Genomic DNA, 13,212 nt, shown 5'->3' on the forward strand with positions numbered 1-13,212 from the left:
TTTTTGCCTTAAAGTTATGTGGAAATAAAAATCTAGATAGGGTTGGTTTTGGTCAGAATGAAGACAATATGTACTTTGAAAATAGTCATTTATTTTGTCTAAAGAGAGTTGTGCGATTAGTGGACCGAAGTTGAAAGGTGATAGTTTCTTACATTGTTAGAGAAATATAAGGATTACAGAATATTCGACTAACACGTTACTACGGTCATTTTTGAGCCTGTTTAAATAATAGGAAAGAAGGTGTTTTACTCCTTAGTTACAATATCTTTTTAGTAAAGATAAGCTTAAGTAACCTCCGCTAAAGATTATATACTTAAATGATAAAGAGTTCAACACTAGTTCACATATTTTCCCAAAAATAAAAAACGGCTGTTTTATGTGGAATAAATCTACAAAACAGCCGTTTTTGGTATTAGATTTCTGTTAAGATTATTGGTTCACCGCGTGTTACGACAACGGTATGTTCACATTGTGCAACAAGACTTTTATCTGGTGTAACGAATGTCCAACCATCGTCACCACGTTCAATAATATGATCAGCTTTCATAGAGATGAACGGTTCTACAGCGATAACAAGACCGTCTTTTAGAAGCGCATTATCCATTGGGTCATAGTAACTTAAAATGTGATTTGGTGCTTCATGTAAGCTAAGACCAATGCCGTGACCAGTTAAGTTTTGGATAACATTGTATCCACTTTTATGTGCGAAGTTTGAAACAGCACGACCAATTTGATTTTGTTTTGAGCCAGCTCTAACCTTTTTCATTGCTGCCCAAAATGCATCAACCGCTGCTTGGCAAAGTTTTTCTTTTGCCTCGTCTTCTCCAAGAACAAATGAAATGCCTGTATCTGCATAATAGCCATCAAGTGCAGCGGATACATCGACGTTTACTAAGTCGCCTTCTTTTAATACACGATCTCCTGGAATACCATGAGCAACTTCTTCATTTACACTAATGCAAGTTACACCTGGAAAATCATATTCTTTTTCAGGTGCAGAAATAGCACCATGCTCATCTAATACTTTTTTACCGATCAAATCAAGCTCTTTCGTTGTCATACCTGGCTTCGCTTGTTTTTTCATTTCTTCACGTGCAAGCGCAACGATGCGGCCGATTTTTCGTAAGCCTTCTAAATCTTGTTCATTACGAATAATCATGAAAACCACTGTCCTTCCTCGAATATATATCTTATCCGATTGTATCATGTTTATTTTCGTCCTGCTACTCGCTTGCGGTATGCAGGTTGATTCCTCTCATAAAGAATACATGACAATTGTCATATCGATGTCATGACGCATCATACTGTTTCCTAAGTTTTCCAAGGAATACAATGTAAATATAAGAAACAGCGGGGGTGGAGAGATGGAAAAGATTATTGAAGTAAATGATGTTTCTAAAACATTTAAACATAAAAACGCAGTAAATAATGTTTCATTTCATGTAAATAAAGGGGAAATAGTAGCGTTGCTTGGTCCAAATGGTGCGGGGAAAACAACGACGATGTCGATGATGCTTGGATTAAAGGAACCAACGGAAGGTAAGGTCTCTATATTTGGAAAGAGTCCAAAGCATAGAGATGTTCGTAATAGCCTCGGTGCGATGCTGCAAGAAGTAAGTGTCATTGATAGTATTACGGTGGAAGAGGCAATTGAGTTATTCCGTAGTTATTATACGAATCCTATAGAGAAAGAAACGTTACTGCAGTTATCAAATTTAGAATCAGAGCGAAAGCAAAGATGTGAGAAATTATCAGGTGGGCAAAAAAGAAGGTTAAACTTTGCGCTTGCACTTGCGGGAAATCCGGATTTGTTATTTTTAGATGAGCCGACAGTCGGAATGGATATTACGTCTCGAAGAACGTTTTGGGAAACGATTCGAAAGTTAGCAAGTGAAGGGAAAACGATTATTTTAACGACGCATTATTTAGAAGAAGCAGATGCTTTAGCAAATCGTATCTTATTATTTGCGAACGGAAAGATTATCTCAGATGGTACACCAGACGAAATGAAAGCAACGATTTCGAGAAAAACAATCACATTTTACTCAAAGGAAAGCATTCCTACAAAATTACTAAAGGAATTACCAAATGTAATAGAAGTAAAGTCAAACGAAGGCCGCTTCATTTTAACAACGGAGGATACGGATGCAACTTTAAAAGCCATTTATCAAAGGAGTTTACCTGTAACAGATGTTTCAGTTGAACGTGGAAGTCTTGATGAGGCATTTGAACAATTCGTTGCAAATCAGAAGGAGGAAATCGCATGAGAGCGTTATGGATGCAGTGCAAAATAGAAATTTTACGTACATTCCGCAATAAATTATTTATCTTTTTCTCATTATTAATGCCTGTTATGTTTTACTACATTTTCACAAATGTTGTTCAAGTACCACAAAACGGAGATGCGTGGAAAGCACATTATTTAATTTCGATGGCAACTTTCAGTATTGTAGGGACTGCACTCTTTAGTTTCGGTGTAAGGCTTTCTCAGGAAAGAGGGCAAGGATGGACACATCTTCTAAAAATTACACCGCTTCCAGAGGGGGCATATTTAACAGCAAAAATTATCGCTCAAACAGTAGTAAATGCTTTTTCAATATTAGTTATCTTTATTGCAGGGATACTAATTAATCATGTTGAGTTAACGGTAGGGCAATGGATTGGTGCGGGGTTATGGTTATTGTTAGGGGTAACACCATTTTTAGCGTTAGGAACAGTAATAGGTTCCATTAAGAAGGCGGACGCAGCTGCTGGCTTAGCTAATATTTTAAATATGAGTTTAGCTATAGTTGGCGGGTTATGGATGCCGATTGAAGTATTCCCAAAAATATTAAGAACGATTGGTGAATGGACACCAACATACCATTTCGGAAGTGGTGCGTGGGATATTGTAGCTGGAAAATCAATTGGATGGGAAAATATCGCGGTATTAGGAGGTTATTTCCTTATATTTGTTGTAGTATCAATATATATAAGAAAAAGACAGGAAGCGGTATAAATGATAGAGAAGAAGAGGATTGAGATTTTTCCGAAACATATGGGATTCTTTCCGTACATGTGGTTTGTTTATCTATTATTTCCAATTTATCACTTAGCACAAGCATCAGGATGGAAGCTTGTGCTAGGGAGCGGTATGTTGATACTTTTTATTATCACATACCGTCAGCTTTATTTTGTTCAGAAGACGTTTATTTTATGGGCATGCATTCAAATGATACTCATTTTTTTATTTGCTTTATTTTATAATCCTTTTATGATATTTTTTGGCTTTTTCACAGCAAGTGCGATGGGATTTGCGCCGAATAAGAAAGTATTTCAAGTGCTGTTATGCTCGTTAGTTATAATGCTTGGAGCATTTGTATTTGTAAATATGAATCAACTAACACCAACAAGTTTAGTAAATATCGTCCCGATGTTTATTTTAATGCTTCTTACGCCATTTGGTATGCGTAATTTTAATCAGAAAAAGATGTTAAGAAATCAATTAGATGAGGCGAACGAGCAAATTAAAGACTTAGTAAAACGGGAAGAACGGCAGCGGATTGCAAGAGATCTTCATGACACATTAGGACATACGCTATCTCTTATTACTTTGAAAAGCCAGCTTGTAGAGAAGTTAATTGTGAAAAATCCGGAGCGTGCAAGTGCGGAAGCGAAGGAAATTACACAAACGTCTCGTACAGCCTTAAAACAGCTGAGAGAATTAATTTCTGATATGCGTATGATTACGGTAGAAGAAGAGCTAGAGCAAATAAAAGCAATCTTACAAGCAGCTAATATTGAATTAGAAGTGAGGCAAGAAGCAAGATCGAGCTCGTTATCACCAATTGAACAAAATATTGTCGGGATGTGTTTACGTGAGGCCGTTACAAATGTTGTAAAACATAGTAAGGCGACGCGGTGCGCAGTTTCTGTATTAGAATCACAAGGTGAACTAATTTTGAAAGTAGAAGATAACGGAATTGGTTTAACAGATCAAAATCATGATGGAAATGGTATTCGCGGCATGAAAGAACGAATTGCTCTTATTGATGGATTTGTTGAACTAGGTACAATCAATCCAGGGACGTTGTTAACAGTAAAAGTTCCAGTTGTTATTAGAACAGGAAAAGATGAGGTGAGGGCATGATCCGAATTATTATTGCAGAAGATCAGCGGATGCTTCGTGGTGCGTTAGGGGCTCTGCTTGATCTAGAAGATGATATCGAAGTAATTGGACAAGCGGCAAACGGGGAAGAGGCGCTAAAATTAATTGAATCGTTAAAACCGGATATAAGTATTATGGATATTGAAATGCCGATTCAAAGTGGATTAGATGTTGCTGAAGCGTTAAAGAAAGAAAAATCATCATGCAAAGTAATGATTTTAACAACATTTGCACGGCCGGGATATTTTGAAAGAGCAATGAAAGCTGGTGTGCACGGCTATTTATTAAAGGATAGCCCAAGTGAAGATTTAGCGGCAGCAATTCGTAATGTAATGAAGGGAAAACGAGAGGTCTCCCAAGATTTAATGTTCGGCCTATGGCAGGAGCAAAATCCGTTGTCAGATCGCGAAAAGGAAGTATTGTTGCTTGCGAAAGAAGGAAAGACGGCAAACGAAATTGCGAAGGCACTTTATCTTTCGCCGGGTACAGTACGTAATTATATTTCTGAAGTATTAACGAAGCTCGATGCGAAAAATAGAATTGAGGCAATTACAATTGCGGAAGAAAAGGGTTGGATATGAAAAGAAGTTTACCTATGATTGGTAAACTTCTTTTTTATTATTGTACCGCTATTACTTTATTTATTTTTTGTAACGGTTTGTAACCGTGTGCTTCAAATGCCTTTGCAAATTCATTTGATACGGCAGTGCCATATAAATCTTTTGCAGCTTGTACAATATGAGATTGAAGTGATTCAAAGTCTTCAGCGGAAGTTGCATAATTTTGCAGTGTACGCATAACAACTTTACTTACTTTTTCATTTCCTTGCTTTTGAACAGCAACACCGTTATATGTTTTACCTTCAGCTAATTGATATAATACGTGACTGATAATACCAGAATTCACGTGTGATTCTTGATTATTACCATCGTTATAGAAATCTTGTAAATTTGTATATAATTTATGACCGCCGTCACCAATTTCCCTTGGGATATCACGAATTGTTAGGCCACCTAATGTATCGCCCATAATCCAGTTTCCTTTATCTTTCTTTACGTAATATTCGATTTGTGTACCCCAGAAATCCGCTAATCCCTCGTTTAGTGCAGATGTTTCAGCGCTTGGATATCTCACGACTTTATTTTTCGTCGTGCCACTAAATACAGCATGTCCAAATTCATGAGCTGTTACATCAAGAGCGGATGTTAGTTTTCCGTCTAAACCATCACCAAATACCATTTGGTTCCAAGCGGGATGCCAAAATGCATTTACATAGTCTTCTTTTACACCATCACTAACTTCAGTAGAATCAAAACCGTGTACACTAGCGACAACTTTTGAATCTTTATTGTCGTAACTTTTTAGATTATGTTCTTTCTTAAAGTAATCGTAAATATCACTCATGTTCTTCATAGCGCCCGCGGCTTCTTTATCTGCAAAATTAGGAGTACTACTTGAAATTAGTGTCCCTGGATAACCAGCTTGACTATATCCCCCGAGGGAATCGGCGTAGTTTGCATTATAAATATAAATACCATTTCCGCGTGATAAATCCGCTAAATAAAATTTTCCATCAGTTCCTTTGGCAATATTGAAAGAGATGTTTTCTTGAAGTGCATTTTTCCCAGTTCCTTGCTCACTTGCGGGGGATAATCTAGGTGATGTTACTTGATTTATAGTCTTATTCTCTTTGTTTTTAATGAATTTTTCTTGGAAAAGTACTTCGCCAGTTTTTAAATCAACTATAGCATTGCCGTTTATAATTTGTTCATTGTTTTCATAAGTAAATGTAATAACAGTTGCGAATGTATAATAGCCATCTTTTTTCTTATAAACAACGGTTTCGCTAGAGAATTCTGTCTCAACTGCATCACTTGGAATTTGAACTATATCGCGTAATTTAGATTTTACTTCATTTTTCGACAAAAAATTTGTTATAGTAAGATTAGGTTGTTGATTTAAATTTTGAACAACTTTACCACTAACAGTTGTGATTACTCCATTTTTATCTACTTTTACAATGAGATCTTGGCCATATACTTTATAGTTTTTATATGTTTGTGCAAGGCGAACTTCGGTTTGATTTTCTTTGGTTTCTTTATTTGTAGGTTGGAAATCTACATTTTTTTCAGTAGTGACTTGTTCTTGTTGAGCTTTCGCCCCATTTACCTCACCTTTTAAATACTTTTTAGCAATATTTTCTTTCGTATCATTTTGAGGTTGTGTTAATTTCCCGATTGTTAAACCAGGCTGAGCAATTTCAACTTTGACTGCACTTTTGTCTAATTCTTGAGCATGAATAGCTTCTGTTGATAAAGGGCAAAGAAGACCGAATGTAATGAAAGCACTAGCAAGTTTTCTATAATTCATCTATAACACTCCTAATCTATTATTGTATGTGAGATGAATTGTATGAAAAAATTGCCGAATTTTATATATATTATGCATTATTTCATATCAAAAATTGTCGAATTCACATTATTGTAGTGGTATGACAACTCAAAAAATTAGATTGTTCTAATGGGATGGTGAGTAAGTATGCACGCAGAAAAATTAGGAAGTGAAATTAAGAAAATTAGGGTGATGAGGGGATTAACACAGAAACAGTTATCCGATAATATATGTCATCAATCGGAAGTGAGCAGGATTGAATCGGGTGCGGTATACCCAAGTATGGATATATTGCAAGGTATCGCAGCAAAATTACAAGTTCCCATTATTCATTTTTATGAGGTACTCATTTATTCTGATATTGAAAGAAAAAAAAAGTTTAAAGATCAAATCATTATGCTTTGTAAGCAAAAAAGATATAAAGAAATTTATAATAAAGTATGGAATGAGCTGAAAAAGGAAGAATATCATCCTGAATTTCAGCAGTTTCTTCAATGGCAATATCATGTAGCAGCTTACATATTAAAGAAAATCGATTACGAATATTGTATTTTAGAATTGAAAAAATTGTTAAATCAACAGTTAGCTGGAATAGACGTATACCAAAATCTTTATATAGAAAATGCGATTGCAAATATTTATGCTGAAAATAGCTATTTTAAGAAGAGTATTGAGTTATTTGAAGATATATTAAAACAATTAGATGTATTGCATGATAATGAAGAATTTGAAGTGAAGGTAAGATATAATCATGCAAAAGCATTATATTTAGATAATCAATATGAAGAGTCACTTTATCAAGTAAATAAAGCGATTGAAATATCATGCCGAATTAATAGTATGGCATTAATTGGACAGCTATATTATCAAAGAGGTGAATGCCTAGGGAAGTTGGAGTACGATGAGGCAGAGGTTGAAGATGCATATAAAAAGGCAAGTTTCTTTTTTGATATATTAGAAATGCATGCATATAAAGAAGCGCTCGTAAATAAAATCAGTAGATAAATATCCTAAAAAATGGGTATGCATAATTGCATATAATAGGGATAAATTTTCATGATATATTAAAATAAAAAATGTGGGTGATGGAATATGAAGAAATTACTTATTGGTAGTTTATTGACGTTAGCGATGGCATGGGGTATTTCATTAGGCGATACGGCATTAGAGAAAAGCCATATAATTTCTCATAACGATCAAGAGGTACAATTAGCTAAAGATTTACCTTTTGAATATTAAAAAACAACCGTCTTACTTAGGCGGTTGTTTTTTTATGGAGTAACATCCAAACGTCTTTACTAGAAACAGGTTTGCTAATAAAGAATCCTTGAATGTGATCACAATTTTGTTTATGTAAAAATTCCCATTCTTCTGCTGTTTCTACACCTTCTGCAATCACTTTTAAATTTAGTTCTTTTGATAGTGTAATAATGGAAGAGACAATTGCTTCTTCTAAAGGACTAGTTGTAATTCCACAAATAAACTCTCGAGCGATTTTTAATGTGTTGATTGGATATTTTGTTAAATAAGCTAAAGAACTATAACCAGTACCAAAGTCGTCGATTGAAATTTGAATACCGAGATTTTGAAGTTGTTCTAGTTTTGCAACTACAGATTGATTTTGATTAATTGCGATGCTTTCCGTAATTTCAATATCTAGTGCTTCTGGTTTCAGTTCTGTCTCTTCCAACACCTTTGAAATAGTTGGGATTAAATCTGCATGGTTAAATTGAACAACAGATAAATTCACACCAACTTTTAAGTGAGAAAAACCTTGATTATGCCATCTTTTTGCTTCTAAACAGGCAGTACGTAAAATCCAATTGCCAAGTTCAATAATAAAACCAGTTTCCTCTGCTAGAGGGATAAATTGGGCAGGAGATACGATACCGAGTTTTGGATGCTTCCAACGTATTAATGCTTCAAAACCGATAATTTGTTTTGTTTTTGTGCTTACTTGTGGCTGGTATTCAAGGAAAAATTCATTTTGTTGTAATGCTTTTGAAAGTTCACCTTCTAAGAATTGAATTTCATTTTGAGCGATACTCATTTCTTTTGAGAAGAAAACAAATCTGTTTTTTCCATTTGCTTTCGCACGATACATAGCCATATCAGCATTTTTCATTAACTCATTTACATCAGTTCCATAATCAGGGTACATCGCAATTCCGATACTTGGTGTAATAGAGAGTTCTTCGCCTTGAATGAAGAATGGTTTGTTTAAAATAGTTAAAATCTGTTCAGCTATAAAAATTGCACTTTTTTCTGAGTACATTTCTGGTAATAGAATTGTAAACTCATCTCCACCTTGGCGAGCGACGATATCTTTTGAACGCAAGCAACCGCGTAATCTTTTTGCTACTTCAATTAATAATAAATCTCCGACGTCATGACCAAGTCTATCGTTAATTTTTTTAAATCGATCTAAATCAAGGAATATGACGGCGACATCATTTGCGTTAGTTTGAGCTGTATTTAAAATGGCTTTTAAATCTTTTTCGAACTTTCGGCGATTTGGTAATCCAGTAAGTGCATCGTGAAAGGCTAAATGTTCTACTTGTTTTTGTTTTTCATATAAGGTGGTAATATCACGTGCTATCCCAAACATTCCGACCACTTCTTTGTTTATAAAAGTAGGGATAAGTGTAATATGAAGATAATAATAATAGCCTTCTTGTTCTTTTGTCCGAACTTCTAACGTTTGTGGCCTACCTTCCTTTGTAATTTGTAAAGCCTTCTTTAGTAGTTCGTGGTCTTTTGAATCAATGAAGTGTACCAGAGAATAGCTTGCCACTTGGCAATAATAGGCAGTAAATAAGCTTTCGCAAGCCTTATTAGATTGTTGAAAAATGCCATTCATATTTAAAGAGAAAACGGCATCGGGATGATCTTCGAATAAAGACTTATAGCGTTGTTCACTTTTTGATAATGCAAATGCACCTTCTTCAACTTCATCCTCTAGTTGTGTAGTCAACTGTTCATATGTAAGGATTAGTGCTTGATTATCTTTCCACATGTAAAGTTGCCGCAAGAATAACAAAATAAGTGATAATACGAGACCAATTAACATAAATTTATCATCCCAAGGTTGAATGATAATAAAGGAAAAAGTAATAATTATACTAAAATAAGGTAGTATAAAACGTACATAATCGAATCGATAATATTTTGCTTTCGTTTCATGTTGCATTGGTTTATCCAAGATATATAGTATGGAAGAAAGTCCAATTAATAAAATAGAAGCAGTGTGTATTAAATAATTAAATTCAGGAGAAGTTTTCATCCCAAAATTTAATTGAAACAGATGAATGTAACCGTATACGAGTATAATAGTGAAACCGATAATTAATGCGATTCTACTAGAAGAATATTGTTCTCTTCTATAAAGACTAATAACGGCGTAAATTACTAATGATTGTGCAATAAAATAGCCAATTAAAATCCAAGTTTCCTTTGTTAACATACGGAAGCTTGAAAGGTCCAAGATAAAAGTTAAAGTGAAATAAATGTTCATAATAACAATAAAGATGCTATCGAATGAAAATTGAGCAAGACCCTTAATAGAGTAAATTTTTATAAACTTTATAGCAAATCCAACAAAGAGTAAAACATATTGTATGATAAAAAAAGGTAATGCTTTATATGAGAATATAACTTGCTTATGAATAGAAAGTGAAGGAAGAAATAAAGTTATTTCCATAGCTAACCCGCATAGACAAGTACATAATAATAAAATCCAAAATAATTTATCACCATGCGTCATTTTTCTAATCGCTTTACATAAGCAATAGCAAGAAAAAAGTGCAGCGAAACAGAATAAGAAAAGAATCCCGATTTCTTTTATATTCGACTCATTTGGTATAAGGAATATCCAAAGAGCAAATATAAATATGTATATTATGACAGATTGTATATACTTTTTTTGATTAATCATATTATGACTCCGTTTCAATAAAGTTGAATCTCGGGGAGAAAATGCTAATTTAAATAATAGCATATAAAACAGAATGTTTTTTACTATAAAAATTACTTTTTTGAAAAAATGGTGCAAAGTTACAATTTACCACTGTAACATTGCACCACTTATTCTTTTAATTCCTCTTATAGCAGAAAGTTCATCTATTAATTGGAATAGTGCTAAGTCTTTTTGTTTACTTTCAATCATAATATCGAAATTATGATTGTGTTTTTTTGCAATGTGTAAGAAAGGCTTAATAAACTCTAAATCGATATATTCAGCATGAGCCCTAAATTCTTTTTCCGATCTCGGGGAGGAAATGTGAACTTTAGGAGAGATATTTGTATGTGACCAAGTTTCAAAAATTGCAGGAAGCAACTCTTCTAGTGGTTCCTCGCAAAGATTGGCCATATGATGATGATAATCAAATACAAATGGAATATTTTCTTTTTGGCAAATGGATAAAGTTTCAGCGGTTGTATAGGTTTTATCATCATTTTCAAGAGTCATTTGTTTTTTTATATGTGTAGGAAGTTTTTTTATGTTTTCATGGAAGCGCTCAATTGCCTTTTCTTTATTTCCATAGGCTCCACCTACATGAATATTAATGTAAGAAGAATCTGCAATGCCTATAGCATCCAATATTTTATAATGATAAGTCATATCCGTAATAGCGTTAGTAGTAATATGTGGCTTGTCGCTTGTAAATAGCGTAAATTGATTTGGATGAAAACTTATTCGTAAATTGTGTTCTTTAATTAAAGCCCCTATTTTACGCCAAAGTGGTGTGAATACCCCAATATAGTCAAACTCGACTTCGGGATGTGTTGCAAGTGGGACGATGGAAGACGATAGGCGATATAGTGGGATTTCATGCGCTATATTGTAATGAAGGATACGTATTGTGTGCTCTAAATTTTGCTTTATAACATGGTACAGTTTGTCTTCTCGTTCTTGCTTGCTAAGTTTCTTAAAACTTGTAAACGTCATTGTTTTGGCAGGAGAACAGTCCCAGAGTGCCATTGCATGTGAGACATATCCAAACCGTATAATCATATGAGATACACCTCTTTTATTCATTGTCTTTCCTATAAAAAGAAAGCAAACATTGTTCCAATCCATTCCTTTCCTCTATCGATAAGAGAAGGCGGGTTTACATCGCTATAGGAAAGTACGGATGCATTCTCTAGATCTTCATGGAATTTATTTTTTACTGTTTGAATGAAATGTTTATTATATAACAGGCAGTTTATTTCATGATTAATATATAAACTTCTCATATCAAAGTTTGCCGTTCCGATATCACAAATATCATCGTCCACTATAATAATTTTGGCGTGAAAAAACCCTTGTTGAAATGCATAAATATTGCAACCAGCCTGTATTAATTTTCGGCAGTACGGGAATTTTGCTTCCCGAACGAGAGGGTGATCAGCTTTTTCTGGAACAAGAATTGTGATTTGAACCCCTCTTTCTCTTGCTTTTAATAAGGCATTCATAATTTTTTTTCCAGGAATGAAATATGGTGTACCGATACAGATTTCTTTTTTTGCCGCGTTAATTAAATGTAAAAAAGTATGCTGTAAATAAGCACCATCAGTCGGAATAAATTGATGCAGGATGGTACCTGGTTGTTGTTTTGGAAAATAAAGAGAAGCATCCAATAAATTCTGTTTCGTATCATCAAACCAATCATGCAAAAATTGCTTTTGTAAATCTTGAACCCCTTCTCCTGTAAGACGTAAATGATAGTCTCGCCATAATCCTAAGTGTTCATTATGCCCTAGATACTCTTCGCCAATATTAAATCCCCCGATATAGCCGGTTTTCCCATCAATCACTGTAATTTTTCTATGATTTCTCTGATTAGCAGAAAAGAAAGGCAGAGGAAATTTTACCTTATGACAAAATGAAAAAGATATACCATGTTTTTGCAGGGAGCGAATAGCTTCGTTTGATAAAGAATGGCTGCCAAATCGATCAAGTAAAAGTCGTACTTCAATTCCTTCCTGAGCCTTATCAATCAGCAATTTTAAAAATTCACGACTGATTTTATCATTTTTTACAATGAAGAATAAAATATGAATGTGATGCTGTGCTTGTTTTATATCAGTAAATAAAGCGTCATATAAATCTTTCCCGTATGTATAAAGGTGAAAATCACTTTGACGTAAAGGGAAAGTGCGAGAGCTTACTCGTTTTAAATGAAGAAGTCGCCCGTATGAAAGGTCAATTGTAATCCAAAGAGCAACGGATATTAACAAAAGAGATAAGTAGAGCATCAGTGAATTCCCTCCTTCGCATTCTTTTCACCTTCAGTATGTTACAAATGATACGGGTAGCACGGCTGTTATTATAAATTTCTTTAGAGGATAGATGTTGTACTAATTAAAGTTTCACTTTATCCTGCTTTAACGGGCAGTAAGCCTTTCACCTCAAAAACTGTTGGATAAGTAGAAGTTAGTTAGGAAATCAACTGCCCGTAAAAGCCCGATTGGTTCAACTAATAATCAGTGGGGGATGAACCACCCCTACTGATTAAAGTTTCACTTTATAGTTTCACCGAAATAAACAGCTTTATGAAAAAATGTGTTGTTCTATAACAAAAAACTGTTGACTGAATGCTCACTCATTATATAATGGGGATAGGGGATATAATTCAGAAAATTATATATTTTTGAAGATTCAAAAAGAAAGAGGGCTTACAAAGAGAGGG

The 13,212-nt window shown here is 34.2% G+C and carries 11 protein-coding genes; 6 read left to right on the top strand and 5 right to left on the bottom strand.

From position 1 onward, the window contains the following. Positions 1-412: 412 nt before the first annotated feature. Positions 413-1,207: a type I methionyl aminopeptidase gene (gene map, locus HFD78_RS16745; RefSeq protein WP_003313889.1), complete on the bottom strand. Its 795-nt coding sequence runs from the start codon at positions 1,205-1,207 to the stop codon at positions 413-415. Positions 1,208-1,364: 157 nt separating this feature from the next. On the opposite strand from map, the gene HFD78_RS16750 reads away from it, so the two are divergent. Genes HFD78_RS16750 through HFD78_RS16765 form a run of 4 tightly spaced genes read left to right on the top strand, consistent with a single transcriptional unit; the run spans position 1,365 to position 4,728 of the window. Beyond that, on the top strand, positions 1,365-2,267 hold the full coding sequence (locus tag HFD78_RS16750; protein WP_086408427.1) for an ABC transporter ATP-binding protein: 903 nt from the start codon (positions 1,365-1,367) through the stop codon (positions 2,265-2,267). Next, positions 2,264-2,998 carry an ABC transporter permease gene (locus HFD78_RS16755; protein WP_001202431.1) on the top strand — a complete coding sequence of 245 codons (735 nt, stop codon included), beginning with the start codon at positions 2,264-2,266 and terminating at the stop codon, positions 2,996-2,998. Before HFD78_RS16750 ends, HFD78_RS16755 begins: the two co-directional genes overlap by 4 nt. Further along, on the top strand, positions 2,999-4,129 hold the full coding sequence (locus tag HFD78_RS16760; protein ID WP_000570610.1) for a sensor histidine kinase: 1,131 nt from the start codon (positions 2,999-3,001) through the stop codon (positions 4,127-4,129). It begins immediately after the preceding gene. Beyond that, the gene (locus HFD78_RS16765; RefSeq protein ID WP_000619245.1) at positions 4,126-4,728 is read left to right on the top strand and encodes a response regulator transcription factor; all 603 of its coding nucleotides are present in this window, start codon (positions 4,126-4,128) and stop codon (positions 4,726-4,728) included. The genes HFD78_RS16760 and HFD78_RS16765 overlap by 4 nt, the downstream gene beginning before the upstream one ends. Positions 4,729-4,765: 37 nt before the next feature. On the opposite strand, the gene HFD78_RS16770 is transcribed toward HFD78_RS16765, so the two are convergent. Beyond that, positions 4,766-6,517 (bottom strand): M4 family metallopeptidase, encoded by a 1,752-nt coding sequence (locus HFD78_RS16770; protein WP_061655673.1) that lies wholly within the window; start codon positions 6,515-6,517, stop codon positions 4,766-4,768. 168 nt (positions 6,518-6,685) lie between these two features. On the opposite strand from HFD78_RS16770, the gene plcR reads away from it, so the two are divergent. Together plcR and HFD78_RS16780 are read left to right on the top strand one after the other, a co-directional pair. Next, positions 6,686-7,543, top strand: a complete 858-nt coding sequence (gene plcR, locus HFD78_RS16775) for a transcriptional regulator PlcR (RefSeq protein ID WP_061655672.1) — start codon at positions 6,686-6,688, stop codon at positions 7,541-7,543. An 87-nt stretch (positions 7,544-7,630) separates the two neighbouring features. Then, positions 7,631-7,777: a quorum-sensing peptide PapR gene (locus HFD78_RS16780; protein ID WP_000734730.1), complete on the top strand. Its 147-nt coding sequence runs from the start codon at positions 7,631-7,633 to the stop codon at positions 7,775-7,777. Positions 7,778-7,793: 16 nt separating this feature from the next. On the opposite strand, the gene HFD78_RS16785 is transcribed toward HFD78_RS16780, so the two are convergent. From HFD78_RS16785 to cls, 3 genes are all read right to left on the bottom strand, one after another. Beyond that, on the bottom strand, positions 7,794-10,472 hold the full coding sequence (locus HFD78_RS16785) for a DUF4084 domain-containing protein (RefSeq protein ID WP_016111031.1): 2,679 nt from the start codon (positions 10,470-10,472) through the stop codon (positions 7,794-7,796). A gap of 126 nt (positions 10,473-10,598) precedes the next feature. Next, positions 10,599-11,552 carry a UV DNA damage repair endonuclease UvsE gene (uvsE, locus tag HFD78_RS16790; protein ID WP_002101584.1) on the bottom strand — a complete coding sequence of 318 codons (954 nt, stop codon included), beginning with the start codon at positions 11,550-11,552 and terminating at the stop codon, positions 10,599-10,601. A gap of 32 nt (positions 11,553-11,584) precedes the next feature. Beyond that, positions 11,585-12,778, bottom strand: a complete 1,194-nt coding sequence (gene cls / locus HFD78_RS16795; RefSeq protein ID WP_097863087.1) for a cardiolipin synthase — start codon at positions 12,776-12,778, stop codon at positions 11,585-11,587. Between the last annotated feature and the right edge of the window lie 434 nt (positions 12,779-13,212).

The organism is Bacillus sp. EKM501B (assembly GCF_011800505.1).
GTDB classification, from domain to species: domain Bacteria; phylum Bacillota; class Bacilli; order Bacillales; family Bacillaceae_G; genus Bacillus_A; species Bacillus_A cereus.

Coding starts and splice junctions, on each gene's coding strand:
- map (WP_003313889.1), bottom strand. CDS start 1,207: ATGATACAATCGGATAAGATATATATTCGAGGAAGGACAGTGGTTTTC.
- HFD78_RS16750 (WP_086408427.1), top strand. CDS start 1,365: ATGGAAAAGATTATTGAAGTAAATGATGTTTCTAAAACATTTAAACAT.
- HFD78_RS16755 (WP_001202431.1), top strand. CDS start 2,264: ATGAGAGCGTTATGGATGCAGTGCAAAATAGAAATTTTACGTACATTC.
- HFD78_RS16760 (WP_000570610.1), top strand. CDS start 2,999: ATGATAGAGAAGAAGAGGATTGAGATTTTTCCGAAACATATGGGATTC.
- HFD78_RS16765 (WP_000619245.1), top strand. CDS start 4,126: ATGATCCGAATTATTATTGCAGAAGATCAGCGGATGCTTCGTGGTGCG.
- HFD78_RS16770 (WP_061655673.1), bottom strand. CDS start 6,517: ATGAATTATAGAAAACTTGCTAGTGCTTTCATTACATTCGGTCTTCTT.
- plcR (WP_061655672.1), top strand. CDS start 6,686: ATGCACGCAGAAAAATTAGGAAGTGAAATTAAGAAAATTAGGGTGATG.
- HFD78_RS16780 (WP_000734730.1), top strand. CDS start 7,631: ATGAAGAAATTACTTATTGGTAGTTTATTGACGTTAGCGATGGCATGG.
- HFD78_RS16785 (WP_016111031.1), bottom strand. CDS start 10,472: ATGATTAATCAAAAAAAGTATATACAATCTGTCATAATATACATATTT.
- uvsE (WP_002101584.1), bottom strand. CDS start 11,552: ATGATTATACGGTTTGGATATGTCTCACATGCAATGGCACTCTGGGAC.
- cls (WP_097863087.1), bottom strand. CDS start 12,778: ATGCTCTACTTATCTCTTTTGTTAATATCCGTTGCTCTTTGGATTACA.